Origin of the sequence: Streptomyces sp. NPDC015532 (assembly GCF_043078065.1) — a bacterium.
Classification (GTDB): domain Bacteria; phylum Actinomycetota; class Actinomycetes; order Streptomycetales; family Streptomycetaceae; genus Streptomyces.
In genome coordinates, this window is record NZ_JBIBSY010000003.1 from 117,675 (window position 1) to 133,358 (window position 15,684).

The window sequence follows — 15,684 nt, forward strand, 5'->3', positions numbered from 1 at the left end:
CCTACCGTGCCTCCTGGTCGCTGTCCGGGACGCGGGCCGCCGATATCGGCTGCCGCTCCGCCCGCCGGGCCGGCCCGCTCTGCCGGGCCGCCCGCTCGTCCTGGCCGCGCAGCGCGGTGTCCAGCCCGTCCCACAGGGTGCCGTCGGTCCGGTCACGCGGATCGGGGTCGATCAGCACCACGCCGATCACCGCGATCCGCTGGTCCGCGAGCTGCCGTGCCACGGTGTGCAGCCACGCGGCGCTCCCGTGCCCGGCGCGTACGACCAGCACGGTCCGCGTGCCGAGGTACTGAAGGTCCGTCCACGCCGTGCCGGGCGCCACCGAGCCGACGCCGACCCGGCGGTCCTGGTGCGGCACGGTCGCGGCACCTGCGCCGCTGACCACCGCCGGGTCTCCCGGCTTGGCGCGGCGCTTGGCGAGCTGGGGGCCCGGCAGACCGTCGACGACGACCACCGGCCCGTCCGCCGCCAGCGCCCTGGCGAGGTCCAGGGCGATCTCGGTGGTGCCGCGCGCACAGCCCAGTTCGAGCAGCGACACCGGTTCCGCGGAGCCGCGCGCGGTGCGCGCCAGCGACGTGGTGAGCCGTTCGCGTGCCACCCGGACCCGTCGGCGCCGCCCCAGCCTGCCCTTCCGGCGGGGCAGTTCGGCGATGACCGAGGCGCCGAGGTTCGACGCGACCTCCCGGCGCAGCACGGGGCGGTCCGCCACGACCGAACCGACGGCGGCCACCGCGAGCCCGAGGACGAGGCCGAGGACGAGTCCGATCACGCCGTTGGTGGCGGCGGCCTTGGGCAGGGAGCCGCGCACCGCGCTCGGGGCGTCCACGATCTGCGTGCCGGCGATGAGCTGCGGCGTGCCTATGCGCGCCTCCGCGGCGCGCTGGCCGAAGTCGGTGATGCGCGAGGTGAGTTCGGCCCGGCGGGCGAAGAGGGACTCCAGGTCCGCCGACGCCGTCGGCCCGCTCTGCGCCGACGCGTCCCCGATCGCCTTGTTGACCTTGGTGAGTTCGCCCTGCAGGCGGTCACGCTGGTCGAGCAGGGCCTTGGCCTCGGCGTCCGCAGCCGCCCGGATCCGCTTCACATGGTCCGTGACGAACGCGTCGGCCAGCGCCTTGGCGCGGGCCTCCGCCTGCGCGTCGCTGTCACCGGTCACCGTGATCTGCAGCAGGTTGTTGGTCACCCCGATCCCCGAGTAGTCCCGCATGAAGTCCTCCGGCTTCTCCGAAGAGTGGAGGGACTTCAGGGCCTGGTCGGCGATCCGTGTGGTCTGGAGCAGCGCGACGTCGGTGCGGATCAGCGTCCCCGGGTCGTTCGGCTGGTCCTCCTGGTGCGCGACCAGAACTTTGGTCACCGCGGTCGGCGGCGCCGGCAGCAGGACCGCCACCGCCGCGCCCACGAGCAGCCCCAGCAGACCCGCGGCACACCAGAAGCGGCGCCGTCTGCGCACCGCCACCACCAGTGCCTGCAGGTCCAGCAGCGGAGCGGCGGCCGACGACTCCGTTGTCGTACTCGTCGTCACCCTGAACTTCCCTTCACGTCGTGGCCGACCGCGAGCAACGGCGTGGCCGCGTTCCGGGGACGGCCGGCGGACCGCGCCGGAAGGGCGCGGACCATGCCGGCGAGGACGACACCGACGACCTCGTGCTTGGCGTCCGCGCACGCCTCGGCGATGCCGGCGAGTTCGGCCGCGGTCCAGTTCCCCGGGCTGAGCACGACCAGGGCACCGGACTCGCTGCCGCGGTCCGGCACCAGGGGCTGGGACACCGAGACCCCCACCATCCGCAGTGCCGGATCGCCTTCAGCCTCGGCGACAAGCCGGCCGGCGGCGAGGCGGGCGGTCTCGTCACCCTCCGGGACGAGGACCAGCAGCCGCCGGGGGGCGGGCAGCCGGTCCCGCAGACGGGCGCACACACGCTGGTAGCGGATCTGCCTGCTGACCTCGTCACTTGAGGCCTGCGGGGCCGGGATGTCCCAGCGGACGTCGACGCCGAGCAGCCGGCGGATCCCGGAGCGCGAGCCACCGCTCTCCGACCGGTGCCCGGTCCGCTCGGCGGGAACGTCGACGGTGCCCAGCAGTTCCGCGTTCAGCGCCGCGGCGATCTCCGGCTGGGTGCGCAGCCGACGGCTCATGCGGGCCGCGGTGAGATGGCCGACGACTCCGAGCAGGAAGAACAGCAGCGCCCCGGCGACGACGAGCTGGAGCCGCGTCGGCGGTGCCTCGCCGGTGGGGCGGGGGGCCGAGCCCATGACGACCATGTTGGCCTTGCGGGCGGAGGGGTCGGCCTGGTCCAGCTTGTTGATGGCCTCCTGCAGCGTGGTGCGCAGCTTCTCCAGCTCGGTGCGGGCCTGCACGCCCTCCACGGTCTGCCCGGGATCGGCGGCGTCGGCCAGCTCGGTGATGCGCTTGCTGGTCTGGGTCACCGTCTGTTGCAGTGCCTCGCGCTGCGCCGCGGTGTCGGGGTCGGTGTTGTTGTCCGCGACCCGCGCTGCGAACGTGACGAACTGCCGGGCCACCTGGTCGGCGAGCCGCTGCGCGCGTTCCGGGGTCTCGGCCGTCCCCGAGATCTTGATGATGTTCCCGTCGGCGGTCTTCGCGCCGACCTGGTCCCGCAGTTCGTTCTTGCCGACGTCGGTCCAGTGGAGCTGGTCGGCGGCCGCGTCCACCACCACCGAACTGGTCGCGATCTCCTGCTGGGTCAGCAGTTCGCGTTCCTCCCAGGCGCCGGGCAGCAGGACCGATGCCGACGTCGTGTAGCGGGGCGGGAAGAGCAGGGACGTGCCGTACCCGGCGAGCGCGCCCACCAGGGCGAGGACGGTGAGGAGCCGCCAGCGCCGACGGATGATCCGCCCGATCGTGACCAGGCGTATCGTGTCATCGTTCAACGGTGCGGCCTCCGCCCTGTGCCCGGTCCGGATCGCCCGCCGACGCCGGGGCGTGGTCGCGGCAGGCGGCGGCGTAGGCGGCGAGCAGGGACGCCTGGGAGTTGCGCCAGGAGAGCGGGCCGCTGATCCGCTCCTGGCCGATCTTGCCCATCAGAGCGCGCTTCTCCGGATCGTCCAGCAGCAGCGCGATGAGCCTCGCGAACTCGGCCTCGTCGTTGGCGGGCGCGTAGAGGGCGGCGTCACCGGCGGAGACGCGCGCCTCCCGGAGGTCGAAGGAGACGAGCGGCCGGCCCATCACCATGTACTCCAGCACCTTGTTCATGGTCGAGACGTCGTTGAGCGGATTGTGCGGGTCGGGGGAGAGGCACACGTCCGCGGTGGACAGGTAGCGCACCAGGTCCGCGTCCGGGATGCGTCCGGTGAACTGCACCTGCTCCGAGAGCCCGAGCTGCCGGGACAGGTCCACCATCGCCTCGAAGGTGTCGCCGCCCCCGACGAACACCGCGTGCCAGTCGGTCCGTCCGACCTCGTCGCGCAGTTTCGCGAGGGCCCGCAAGGCGTAGTCGACGCCGTCCTGCGGGCCCATGACCCCGAGGTAGCACAGCAGATGGGGCTTGCCGCGCTTCAGCTCCGGCTCGGGCGGTACGGGGTGGAACCGGTCGATGTCGGGCGCGCTGCGCACCACGAAGACGTCCTCGGGCCGCCGGCCGCCGCGGCTCACCGCGACGTCCCGGTAGCTCTCGTTCGTGGCGAGCACGACGTCCGCGGCCCGGTAGGTCATCCGTTCCAGCGCGCACACACCGCGGTAGAGCAGGTCCTTGCCGCGGCCGAACCGGGAGAGGTACAGCTCCGGTACGAGGTCGTGCTGGTCGAAGACGAACCGCGCTCCGCGCCGCTTCAGCCACCGTGCGGGCAGGAACAGCAGGTCGGGCGGATTGCAGGCGTGGACCACGTCGACCGGGCCGATCTTCCGGGCCAGTCTGATCGTGTGCCACAGCGCCGATCCGTACTCCCGCAGATAGCCGGCCGGTCCGCCGGTGGCGGCGCGCAACGGGTAGCGGTGGATCCGCACCCCGTCGATCTCCGCCTCCGGCTCCGTGTCCCGCTTGCTGCCCTGTGGACAGATGACGTGCACCGTCCATCCGGCGTCGCGCAGCGTCGTGCACTCCTGCCACACCCGTCGGTCGAACGGCACCGACAGGTTTTCCACCAGGATCAGCGCGCGCCGGTCAGTCCGGTCGCCGCTGGTCGAGTCACCAAGCAAGGCCCATGTATCCCGGTTCGGTCCGGCGCGCGTCGGCGTCGGGAAGGTGGATGAGATCGACGATCATCGGTCCGTCGCCGTGGGGCAGCGCCGACAGCACGGCCGGGTCCCTGGTTCCCACCAGGCACACCTCCGCGTGCTCCAGCACCTCGTCGACGGAGTCCGCGAGCAGCTGCGCGAGGTGCGGCAGCCGGGTCTCGATGTATTCGCGGTTCGCGCCGAGCAGCCGGGAGAGGCTCACGTTGGCGTCGTGGATCCGCAGGTCGTACCCCTTGCCGAACAGCCTCTCCGCCAGCTCGACGAGAGGACTCTCCCGGAGGTCGTCGGTGCCGGGTTTGAAGGACAGCCCGAACAGGCCGACCCGGCGCTTGCCGGTGCGCTCGACCATCTCCACTGCGCGCTGCAGATGGTCGGAGTTGGAGGGCAGCACGTGGGAGAGGATCGGCACCGAGACGTCCGCCCGCTGCGCCGCGTGGACCAGGCTGCGCAGGTCCTTGGGCAGACACGAGCCGCCGAAGGCGAAACCGGGCCGCAGGTAGGCGGGGCTGATGTTCAGCTTGCGGTCGGCCAGGAACACGTCGATCACCTGGTGCGAGTCCACCCCGAGCGCCTGGCACACCGCGCCCAGCTCGTTCGCGAAACCGATCTTGAGGCCATGGAACGCGTTGTCCGCGTACTTGATCGCCTCCGCCACCGGGATCGGCACCCGGAACACCTCGCCCGGCAGGCCCTCGTACAGAGCCGCCACCACATCGCCGCTCGCCGCGTCGAGTTCGCCGATGACGGTCTTCGGCGGGTCGAAGAAGTCCCGCACGCTCGTGCCCTCGCGCAGGAACTCCGGGTTGACCGCGACCCCGACGTCCACGCCGGCCGTTCCGCCGACGTACTTCTCCAGGATCGGCAGCAGCAGGTTCAGACAGGTGCCCGGGAGCATGGTGCTGCGGAACACGACGGTGTGCCGGCCGCCCCGCTCGGCCAGCGTGGCGCCGATCTCCTCGGTGACCCGCTCCAAGTACGTGGTGCACAGGCTGCCGTTGGGCTCCGAGGGCGTGCCCACGCAGATCAGCGACACCTCGCTGTTCGCGATCGCCTCACGGACGTCGGTGGTGGCGCGTAAGGCCCCGCTCCCCACGACGTCGGCGACGAGCTCGCCGATCCCCTCCTCGACCACCGGAGCCTTGCCGTCGTTGACCAGGTCGACCTTCACCTGGTTGACGTCCACGCCGATGACCTCGTGGCCCTGGCCTGCCAGGCACGCGGCCGACACACAGCCCACGTAACCGAGCCCGAAAACGCTGACCTTCATGACCCGTTCCTCCCCCAGGGCAGACCCTTGCGGCCTGCCGTACACGTGCCTGCCGGACGACACCCTCCGCGCATCAATAGGCCCCCTGCCCGTAGAGCACCGCACGCAGCGTCTTCCACAAGATCACCGTGTCCAGGGCGAGCGACCAGTCCTCCACGTACCGCAGGTCCAGCCGCACCGCCTCCTCCCACGACAGGTCGCTGCGTCCGCTGATCTGCCACAGGCCGGTGAGTCCCGGCTTGACCAGCAGCCGCCGCCGGATGTCCGGGCCGTACGCGGCGGACTCCTCCGGTAACGGAGGCCGCGGACCGACGAGTGACATCGATCCGGTCAGTACGTTGAAGAGCTGCGGGAGTTCGTCCAGCGAGTACCGGCGCAGCACCGCTCCGACCCGGGTCACCCGCGGGTCCCGGCGGACCTTGAACAACAGGCCGGCACCCTCGTCGAGGCCGGCCAGTTCGGCACGTGCCCCATGGGCCCCGGAGACCATGGTGCGGAACTTGAGAATGGTGAACTCCCGGCCGTTCTTGCCGACCCGGCGCTGGCTGTAGAGCGCCCCGCCCCGGCTGTCGAGCAGCACGAGCAGCCCCACCAGCACCATCAGCGGCGCGAACAGCAGCAGCAGGACGGCCGCGCCCAGCCGGTCGACGACCACCTTGACCGCGCGGCGGCCCCCGGTGAAGGTCGGCATGCTGACCCGCAGCAGCGGTATCCCGAGCACCGCGTCGACGTGCAGCCGCGGACCGGCCACCTCCATCAGCACGGGGGCCACGACCATCTCGGCGTCGCTGCCCTCCAGATTCCAGGCCAGCCGCTGGAGCCGGTCCGGTGACCAGTGCGGGTCCGGGGTGACCGCGACGACCCGGTAGCCGTCGCGGTGCACGTGGCCCGCGACGTCCGTCAGCCGCCCGACGACCGGCACTCCGTCCAGCTCGTCACCGTCGAGCCCGTGACCGTCCGTCGTGCAGACCGCTTCCACCCGCCAGCCGAGGTGCGGGAACTTGCGGGTCCGGGTGACCAGGTCGCGCAGGGTCGCCGGGCTCCCGGCGGCGAGCACCGGTCGCAGGCATCGACCTTCCTTGCGCTGTTTGTGCAGCCACAGGCGCAGCAGATAGCGCACGGTCATGGTGACGAGCGCGATCGCGGGGATCGCGACGAAGATCCAGAGTTTGATGTTGCGCGAGGTGAGCGCGATCCCGCCGAGCGCCAGGACGACGGTCGCCGCGAACAGCGAGCGCCCGAGCCGGCGGAACTCCTCGGCGCCCTGGCCGAGCACGGCCGGCGCCCACGCCCGGCTCACCGCTAACGCCCCCAGCACCAGCAGTTCGGTGCCGAACGCGAGTATGCCCCACTTCTCGTGCCAGTTGGCCGCGTCCCGGGCCCCGAAGAAGTTGCCGATCGCCGCCACCACGAACGCGGTGGCGACCATGTCGCTGGTGATCACGGTACGTCGGTACCGCTGCTCCCAGTCGGTCGCAGGCTGATCGATCGCCTCGTTCGTCAGACGCTCGCGCGCAGACGGAAACGGGCGTACTAGTCCCCCTTGCCGCACAGAACCCCCCAGGTTCCAGTGGTTCGACGTGTTCGCCTAACACTGTTCCTCGCTCCGGGAGGCACCCCCGCCTCCCGCACCGCGCCGCGCTGTTCCTCCCCCCGGGAGGCCCCCGCCTCCCGCGCCGCGCCGTTCCTCCCCCCGGAAGGCACTGCCTCCCGTCCGACGAACTTCCGCTGGTTCAGGACTGTTTGAACAACTCGCCCCGAAGGCAGCGGACTTGCGCTCCTGCCGGACTTTCGAGATGCCCTGGAACCCGTCGATACCCCGGGTGCTCCCCGCACCCGATCCCCTTCAGGGCTCCAAGAACCCGACCACCCCCAGGTCTGGCGGCGAGGAGGCCAATGCTGGCATTCCTGGCGCCGGACCTATAGATCATTATTGGTCGCCTCGTGTCCGAACAGCTGAAGCACGGTCAATCTAGACCATCAGGGCCGTTCTGAAGAGGGGGATGTGTGGAATTTGTGCCCAAGATTTGGGGCCGGATCCGCCGACGGATGTCCGCCTACGGGCGCTTTGGCGTCATCGCGCGCTCTGGGCGGCTCGTCCGGCACCCGGCCGCGGCGCGTTCGGGACGCCTGCCGGCAGGTCTCAACAGGCCTTCTGTGGGGCGTAGTTCAGTGAATCAGGACCCTGCGGGGCCGTCGCTCCCGCCGTGGTTGCTCAGAGCCAGTCGCGCCGCTTGAAGATGACGTACAGGCTCGTGCAGACGACCGCCATCAGGACGATCGCGAAGGGGTAGCCGAACACCCAGTGCAGCTCCGGCATGTGACTGAAATTCATGCCGTAGATCGTCCCGACCAGAGTCGGAGCGAACAGGATGGCCGCCCAGCTGGAGATCTTCTTGATCTCCTCATTCTGCTCGAAGCCCGCCTCCGCCAACGCCCGCATCTCGGCGTTCTGTTGCTGGGTGACGAGGGTCGCGTTGACGGTGAGGATGTCGGTGAGGGCCTGGCGGAATCCGTCGACCCGCTCGCTGGTGTGCGTGACGTGGTCGGCGACGTCGCGGAGGTAGCGCTGGAGCTCCTCGTCCGTGCGGTACTTGGCGAAGCCGGCCATCAGGCTGTGCAGCATGCCCACGAGCGGGCGGGTGGCACGCTGGAACTCGACCATCTCGCGGGAGAGTTCGTAGATGCGGCGGGACACCGCGGGGTCGCCGCGGAAGACCTCGGTCTCGATCTCGTCGATGTCGTTCTGGACGCCGAAGACCACCGGGACGTAACCGTCGACGACGGAGTCGAGGATCGCGTAGAGGACGGCCTCCGGGCCGAGCCTGAGCAGTTCCGGGCTGCTCTCCATGCGCCTGCGCACCGCCGAGAGGTCCGGTGCCGCGCCGTGCCGGACCGTGATCACGAAGTCCGGCCCCACGAACACGTGCAGCTCGCCGAAGTCGACCTCCTCGGCCGCGTCCAGATAGCGGGCGGCGCTCAGGACGACGAAGAGCGTCTCCCCGTACCGTTCCAGCTTGGGACGCTGGTGCGCCTCCATCGCGTCCTCGACGGCGAGCGGATGCAGGTCGAACTCGGCCGCCAGTGAATGGAGTTCGGCCGCCGTGGGACGGGCCAGGCCGATCCACGCCATGCCGTCCGGCTGCTCGCGCAGTTCACGGAAGGTCTCGGCCAGCGACCCGGGCGTCGACACCCGTACCCCGTCGCGGTACAGCGCGGACTGGACGACGCTGGCGACCTCGGCGGGTTCGGGCGAGGGAGGAACGTCGTGCGGTGCCGCGGGCCGCGGGGGCGGTGCGGAGGGCGGCGTCAGGGCACGCCGCCAGAGAGACTTCCGTGCGGCCTTCGCGGCCTTAGGGCCCGCGGGGCCCGTCGCCTCCGCGGAGCCGTCCGTTTCCCCCGCGCCCCGCCGGTTCTCCGAGGCTGAGCGGGCGCGTCGCTCGGACATCGCGGCTGCCTCCAGGCTCGAACGTACGACTGCGCGATCTCCGAGCAGGATATACGGGGCAAACGCTCCGCGTGCCGCCCACCGGACGGGACCGGACGAGCCGGCCCGGGCAGGAGGTGCCGGACGGACCGGGTGGGAGGTGCCGGAGGGGCCAGGGCGAGACCGGACGAGAGGTGCCCGACGGGAGCGGACGAGAAGTGGCGGGCGGACCGGGTGGGTGGTGACGGGCGGGGACGGGAGGAGACGTGCCGGGCGACCGGGTGGGAGCCGCCGGGCGGGACGGGGGAGAGGCGCGGGCGGACCGGGCGGGGGCTGATCGGGAGTTGCGGACAGAAGGTGTCCGCGGGCGGCGTTAGCGTGCCGGTATGACGAAGACGACCGCGACGGCCCCCGTGCTCGGCGCCCGCGCCCTCAACCGCGCGACCCTCGACCGTCAGCTCCTGCTGCGCCGCTCCCCGATGTCCGCGACGGCCGCCGTCGAGCACCTCGTCGGCCTTCAGGCGCAGAACGTGAAGCCCCCGTACTACGCCCTCGCGGCCCGCCTGGACGGCTTCCGGCCCGAGCACCTGTCGGCGGCCATGGACACACGCGAGGTCGTCCGGATCGTCACCATGCGCTCCACCATCCACACGCACACCGCCGATGACGCCCTCACCCTGCGCCCGCTGGTGCAGGCCGCCCGCGACCGGGAGCTGGGCCAGTTCCGCAAGGGGCTCACCGGTGTCGACCTGGACCGGCTCGCCGCGATCAGCCGTGAACTGGTGGAGGCCGAACCGCGCACCATGAAGCAGATCCGGGAGGCGCTGCTCGCACAGTGGCCGGACGCCGACCCGTTCGCCCTCTCCATCGCGGCCCGCTGCACCCTGCCCCTCGTCCAGGTCACCCCGCGCGGTCTGTGGGGCCGCAGCGGCCAGGTCGCCCTCACCACCGCCGAGCACTGGCTGGGCCGTCCCGCCGAACCCGCCCCCGCGCCCGACGCGACCGTGCTGCGCTATCTCGCCGCCTTCGGCCCCGCTTCGGTCAAGGACATGCAGACCTGGGCCGGGCTGACCCGGCTCCGCGAGGTCTTCGAGCGGCTCCGGCCCGGTCTGACGGTGTTCCGGGACGAGAGCGGAGCGGAGCTCTTCGACCTGCCCGACGCGCCCCGGCCCGGCCCGGACACCCCCGCGCCGCCCCGCTTCCTGCCCGAGTTCGACAATCTGCTGCTGTCCCACGCCGACCGCTCCCGCGTCGTCCCCGCGGACCTCAAGGGGCGTACCTGGCAGGGCAATCAGGCGTACCGCACCCTGCTCGTCGACGGTTTCGTGTCCGGCCTGTGGAAGCTGGAGGAGGGCGCGCTGGTCGTCGAACCCTTCGGCCGGCTCACCAGGGCTCAGCGGGACGAGGTCACCGCGGAGGGGGAGCGGATGCTCACCGTGATGCACGGCGCCGAGGAGTACGACCTCCGGTTCGGCACGGTCGCGCGGCCTTGAGATGCCGGCGGACGGGGCGCGTCGCGGGGAAGCCGTCCGCCGGCAGGTACGAGGGAAGTGCTTTTGGATGAGGGGCGTTGCGGGCCGCTCGTGGAGGCTCGCAACGCCCCTCGGCTTTTACCTGAGGGGTACTCAGGAGATCATCGTTTCCTACGGGTCGACCTGCTCGGCCACCAGGCTGGAGAACGTCGTCAGGCGGGTGTAGACCCCCGGGTAGCCGGGCTCCGCGCAGCCCTCGCCCCAGGACGTGATGCCGGCCAGCACCCCGCCGATGAGCAGCGGGCCGCCACTGTCGCCCTGGCAGGTGTCGACGCCGCCGGCGGCGTAGCCGGCGCAGACCATGTCCGAGGCCACGTAGGTCGAGCCGTACGAGGCCGCGCAGCTGGAGTCCGACACGGTCGGAACGGTCGCCGTGCGGAGCTGGTTGGAGGAGGTGCCGTTCTCCGAGGTGGTGCCCCAGCCGACGATGCGGGCGGTGGTGCCGGCCGCGTACAGGCCGGTGTCCGAACCGGAGACGTACGGTGCCGGGGTGTACGGCATCGACGTGGACAGGGTCAGTACGGCCACGTCGTCGCCCTCGGTGGCGTCCGTGTAGTCGGGGTTGATCCAGATGTCGCTGACCTGGCTGACGGTGCCGTCCGTGCCGTTGAGGAACGTCCTCCCACCCACCACGCGGATGCTGTTGGTGGTCTCGCCCGCCATGCAGTGGGCGGCGGTCACGACCTTGTCGGCGGCGACGAGGGTGCCGCCGCAGAACTGGTTCTGCCTGGCGTCGGTGATCTGCATCATGAACGGGTACGCGGTCGTCGTGGTCGTCGTGCCGCCGACGATGGGCTGGGGAACGGCTGCGGCGGACGGGGCGCCGAGCAGCGTGGTCGCGGCGGCTGCGGCGGTCGCCGCACAGAGGGCTGCGCTGTTCTTGAGGCGGATGAGCCCGAACATCGGTCTCCTTGAAAGTTGCCGGTGGGGGGACGCGCGGGTGTGTGTGGGGGAGTCACGACGCCTCTGGGTGGGGTGTCGTAGGGCCCGAGCGAGCGGCACGCCCACACGCTAGGGGGTGTGACCGCTCTCTCCCAATGGGGGAACCCCCTAGTCGAGACGGGGGAGGGAAAACCCTTGCACGGCGCGGGCCGTGTTTGACGCGCGCGCCGTCCGGTTGGTCCCGGCCCGGGGGCCTCGCCGGTCCGGCGCACGTTCACCCGAAGGAGTCACCCAGCAGCCATACCGCCCCGGCCCGGAGCTCTACCGGTGTCGGCCGCAGCGTCACCGTTCCGGCCCGCAGTCTCACCGGTCCGGCCGCTCCCCGCACGGTCCGCGTCACCGCTTCGGCCCGCACCGCCCGAGGGCCGTGGGCCGAAGGGAGCGTCAGTCGGGCCTGCGTTCCGCCGCCAGCCGCACGATGTCGACCCGCGACCGTATCCCCAGCTTCCGGTACACCCGGGTGAGCGTGGCCTCCACGGTCTTGACGCTGATGAACAGGCGCCCGGCGATCTCGCGGTTGGTGGCGCCCTCCATGACCAGGGCGGCGACCTGACGCTCGGTGGCCGCGAGGGTGTCGAGGGCGGCGGGGGCGAGGGGCGGCGCGGCCGGGGGATGCGCGGCCGCCGTCTCGACCTGCCGGAGCCAGGGCAGCGCACGGCACCGGCGGAACAGTCGGGCCGCCTCGTCGAAGGAGGTGGGTCCCGGCCCGGGCGTTCCCCCTGACCGAGTGGATCCGGGGGCGTGGGGGAAGGTCCGCAGACCGGCGAGGGCGTAGGCGGCGCGAGCCTCCTCCAGGCCGTAGCCCAGCTTGCCGAGACGGTCCTGCGCGGAGGCCAACTGGCGCTCAGCGGGCCCCTGTTCGCCGCGTGCGGCCCGTACCAGCGCCTCGGCGCGGTCGAGCACGGCGAGCACGCTCTCGCGTTCCAGCCGCAGCGCGCGAGCGCGGGTCACGTCGATGACGTCCTGCGCCTCCGCCGTCTCGCCGATCCTGACCAGGGCCTCGGCGAGGTCCCCGTGCCAGCGGCCCCGGGCGGGGTCGATGACGCCGAGACTCTCCTCCAGTTCACGGACCCGGCGCAGGGAGTGGACCGCGGCCGACGCGTCCCCGGCGACGAGCTGGGCGTGCCCGAGCGCGCCCAGCGCGCGCGAGAGGTAGACCAGGTCGCCGTCCTCCTCGGCGCGGTCCACGGCCTCGTGGGCGAGCGCGAGCGCCCGGTCCACGTCACCGCCGGCCGCCTCGGCGAGCGAGGTGAACATGGCCGTGGCGGCCTCGCCGATGCCGGTGTCGCGGGCCAGCCTGAGGCTCTCCCTGGCCAGGTCGAGAGCGCGGCCGCAGTGACCGGAGCGCAGTTCGGTCTCGGCGAGGCCGCGCAGGAAGTGCAGTTCGCTCTCGACCATGCCGCGCCGCTGCACCTCGCGCAGCAGCGCGGTGATGGCCGTACGGGCCTCGGCGAGCCGGTCGCCCATGATGAGCCAGCGGAAGCGGGCGGCTCCGGCCCCGTTGTGGTCGCAGGCGACCCGCGGGTCCTGCGGCTCGCGCATCGCCCGCTGGATGGTCGAGGGCGCCTCCGGGTGCCCCATCAGGGTCTCCATCTGCGCCTGGAAGCCGAGCGCGAGGAGTTCGGTGCGCCGGTCCCCGGCGCGCGCCGCGAGCCGGGCGGCCCGGGCGGCCTCCTCGCGGGCCTTGGCCATCTCGCCGTCCATCAGCAGGGCCCGCCAGGCGAGCTGGTAGCGGACGAGGGCGACGAGGCCGGGGTCGTCGCCCGCGTCGGCCAGCGCCTGGGGGAAGACGGCGTCGATCTCGGCCATGGCCTGTCCGGCGGAGTCGACGACGACCATCCAGGCCCGGACCCGTTCGGCGGGGGCGGTGGCTCGTGACAGCACCTGGCGGGCGATGTCCCGGGCGAGGTCCGTCTCCCCGGCGGTCAGCGCGTCCTCGGCCGCCTGGAGGCGCCGTTCGTCCGCGCTCGGCCGGGCGCCGGCCGGGGTGTGCCGGGCGGCGAGCAGTCCGAGCCCGACGGAGACGGAGGGGGCGCCGCGGTCACGGGCGACGGCCGCGGCCTCGCCGAGCCGGGCGGCGACCGCGGGGTCCGTGCCGGTGGTGGCCAGCGCGAGGTGCCGGGCCCGCTCGATGGGATCGGAGGCCGCGCGGGACAGGGCGGAGTGCGCGGCGCGCCGCTCCTGCGCGTCGGCCTCCGCGTACAGGGCGGCGGAGACCAGGGGGTGTGCGAACCGGATGCCCGGTGTCTCCCGCTCGGTGGCGAGAAGCCCGAGGGCGGCGGCCGAGGCCGTCTCCGCCTCCGCGTTCTCCCGGCCCGCGGCATGCAGCAGGGCCAGCGTCGGACGGGCTCCCGCGCTCGCCACCAGCAGGGTGCGGCGGGCCTCGGCGGACAGCATGTCCAGGCGGCTGAGGACGAGCGCGCGCAGGGACGTCGGTACGGGGAGCGGCTCGCCGGGACTGGGCCGGGTCGGGGACTCGGCGAGGGCGCGGCCCAGCTCCAGCGCGAAGAGCGGATTGCCGCCGCTGGTGCGGTGGATGTCGCGCACGGTGGAGCGGGGCAGACCGGTGTAGCCGCGCTGTCCGAGGAGTTCGGCCACCTGGGCGCGGGCCAGCGGGGCGACCCGCAGTGCCAGGGTCTCCGGGACAGACGCGCGTAGATAGCGGTCGTGGTCCTGTGCCTGCGGCTCGGTCTCCGTACGGACGGCGAAGAGCATGCGGACCGGTGTGCCGCCGAGCCTGCGGGCGGCGAAGCCGAGGAGTTCGGCGCTGGCCGGGTCGAGCCACTGAAGGTCGTCGGCGACGATCAGCACCGGCCCCCGCGCGGCCAGGGCGCGGAACGCCGACAGCACCGCGAGCCGCAGGGCCAGACCGTCCCGCTGGAGGGTGGACTCACCGCGGCCGGTGAGCGCCGACTCCAGGGCGGTGCGCTGCGGGGCGGGCAGCCGGTCGGCTATCTCGTCGACGACCAGACCGAGGAGGTCGGCCAGCGCGAGGAAGGGGAGATGGGATTCGGACTCGGTGGCCGAGCAACGCAAGACGGTCCGCGCCGATTCGGCGCATTCGGCGGCCAGCGCCCGCAGGACGGTCGACTTTCCAATTCCCGCCGGCCCGTGGACCAGCACACTGCCACCGCCGGAGAGCTGCTCGCGCGCCGCCGCGAAGAGTTCGTCCCGGCCGATGACCAGGTCGGGGCGCGGTCTCGCAGGTTCCCTGAAGTCCCCTCGCACGGTCACCGCTCCCCTCGTGTGTCGTGTCCTGGCCAATATTAGGCAAGGTCTCTTTGAATTTCGGACAGTCCGGGTGGTGAGGGAAATAACAGATGGTTCGCCTACGTCATTTCACGGTCCGGACGATTGAATGAGGGGTCCCGAAGCGGGCGGCGCGCTAAGGCAGCACCCCGGCCCTGCGCGCCGCGACGACCGCCTCCAGACGGGTGTGCGCGCCGAGCCTGCGCATCGCCGAACGCAGGTACCCCTTCACCGTCTCCGGACGCAGCCCCAGCCGCTCGGCGGCGGCCGCGTTGGTCGCCCCCGCCGCGACACAGGCGAGGACGTCCACCTCGCGCGGAGTCAGCCCGGCATCGCACGGCACCCCCGCGGGGGCCGCCGCGTCGGCCAGCCGGCCGCACACGGAGAGCAGTTCGGCCCGCAGCCGCGGGTCGGCGATCCGCGGCGCCAGCGCCCGCAGTGTCCCGTGCGCCTCGCGCACCTCCTCCCAGGCCGCGTCTCCCGTCGCTCCCGTCTCCGGGCCGGGCTCGCGGACGACATGCAGCAGATCGCGTGCCGCGTCCCGGACGACCAGTGCCTGCTCCACGTCCCGGGCCGCGGCGACAGCCGCCTCCAGCGTCCGGTCACCCAGCGGCTGGGCCGTCCGCAGGGCGCCGTACAGCACACCGCGCACCCGGCGCCGTACGACCACGGGAACCGCGAGGACGGAACACAGCCCCTCCGTCGCCACCGCCCTGTCGTACTCGTGGCTGATCTGCCGGGAGGCCGGATAGTCGCTCACCGCGCAGGGCCGGGCGAGGGCCACCGCCTTGCCGCCCAGGCCGTTGCCCGAGGTGACCGCGAGCGCGCTCAGCGCGGGCGTCGCCGTGCCGCTCAGCTCGCTGATGCGCACCAGCCGGCCGCCGGAGTCGACCAGGCCGCCGAAGGCGACCGGCAGCCCCGTGGCCCGGCGCAGCCGCACCAGCGCGGCACGCACTTCCACCGACTCGGCCGTGTCTGCTGCCACCTGCTCTCCCCTTCGTCGCGGCGCACCCCCGTTCGGGGGTGGTGAGACCTGCATCACGGAATACACGATGGTAGGCGGCGGTCCGGCAACGAGGAG

At 72.5% G+C, this 15,684-nt stretch carries 9 protein-coding genes and 1 pseudogene; 1 reads left to right on the forward strand and 9 read right to left on the reverse strand.

Features of this window, described 5'->3' with window-relative positions; translation table 11 throughout:
• Position 1: 1 nt before the first annotated feature.
• The 6 genes and pseudogenes from ACF07B_RS11815 to ACF07B_RS11840 form a co-directional block, all read right to left on the reverse strand.
• On the reverse strand, positions 2 to 1,519 hold the full coding sequence (locus ACF07B_RS11815; protein ID WP_392178834.1) for a Wzz/FepE/Etk N-terminal domain-containing protein: 1,518 nt from the start codon (positions 1,517 to 1,519) through the stop codon (positions 2 to 4).
• Complete coding sequence (locus tag ACF07B_RS11820) at positions 1,516 to 2,883, reverse strand: Wzz/FepE/Etk N-terminal domain-containing protein (protein WP_392178835.1); 1,368 nt, start codon at positions 2,881 to 2,883, stop codon at positions 1,516 to 1,518. Before ACF07B_RS11820 ends, ACF07B_RS11815 begins: the two co-directional genes overlap by 4 nt.
• Positions 2,880 to 4,147: pseudogene (locus tag ACF07B_RS11825) on the reverse strand (glycosyltransferase family 4 protein). The gene ACF07B_RS11820 and the pseudogene ACF07B_RS11825 overlap by 4 nt, the downstream one beginning before the upstream one ends.
• Entirely contained in the window at positions 4,137 to 5,453 is a 1,317-nt protein-coding gene (locus ACF07B_RS11830; RefSeq protein WP_384234607.1) for a nucleotide sugar dehydrogenase, read from the reverse strand. The pseudogene ACF07B_RS11825 and the gene ACF07B_RS11830 overlap by 11 nt, the downstream one beginning before the upstream one ends.
• Positions 5,454 to 5,526: 73 nt before the next feature.
• Positions 5,527 to 7,005: a sugar transferase gene (locus ACF07B_RS11835; protein WP_369483937.1), complete on the reverse strand. Its 1,479-nt coding sequence runs from the start codon at positions 7,003 to 7,005 to the stop codon at positions 5,527 to 5,529.
• Between the two features lie 663 nt (positions 7,006 to 7,668).
• Entirely contained in the window at positions 7,669 to 8,901 is a 1,233-nt protein-coding gene (locus ACF07B_RS11840; protein WP_392178836.1) for a magnesium and cobalt transport protein CorA, read from the reverse strand.
• Between the two features lie 365 nt (positions 8,902 to 9,266).
• On the opposite strand from ACF07B_RS11840, the gene ACF07B_RS11845 reads away from it, so the two are divergent.
• Positions 9,267 to 10,373 carry a winged helix DNA-binding domain-containing protein gene (locus tag ACF07B_RS11845; protein WP_392178837.1) on the forward strand — a complete coding sequence of 369 codons (1,107 nt, stop codon included), beginning with the start codon at positions 9,267 to 9,269 and terminating at the stop codon, positions 10,371 to 10,373.
• Positions 10,374 to 10,523: 150 nt separating this feature from the next.
• On the opposite strand, the gene ACF07B_RS11850 is transcribed toward ACF07B_RS11845, so the two are convergent.
• The 3 genes from ACF07B_RS11850 to ACF07B_RS11860 all read right to left on the reverse strand — a co-directional run bounded on the left by ACF07B_RS11850 (position 10,524) and on the right by ACF07B_RS11860 (position 15,588).
• Positions 10,524 to 11,315, reverse strand: a complete 792-nt coding sequence (locus ACF07B_RS11850) for a S1 family peptidase (RefSeq protein WP_392178838.1) — start codon at positions 11,313 to 11,315, stop codon at positions 10,524 to 10,526.
• A gap of 423 nt (positions 11,316 to 11,738) precedes the next feature.
• Complete coding sequence (locus tag ACF07B_RS11855; RefSeq protein ID WP_392178839.1) at positions 11,739 to 14,588, reverse strand: ATP-binding protein; 2,850 nt, start codon at positions 14,586 to 14,588, stop codon at positions 11,739 to 11,741.
• Positions 14,589 to 14,739: 151 nt separating this feature from the next.
• On the reverse strand, positions 14,740 to 15,588 hold the full coding sequence (locus ACF07B_RS11860) for a response regulator transcription factor (protein WP_369483942.1): 849 nt from the start codon (positions 15,586 to 15,588) through the stop codon (positions 14,740 to 14,742).
• Between the last annotated feature and the right edge of the window lie 96 nt (positions 15,589 to 15,684).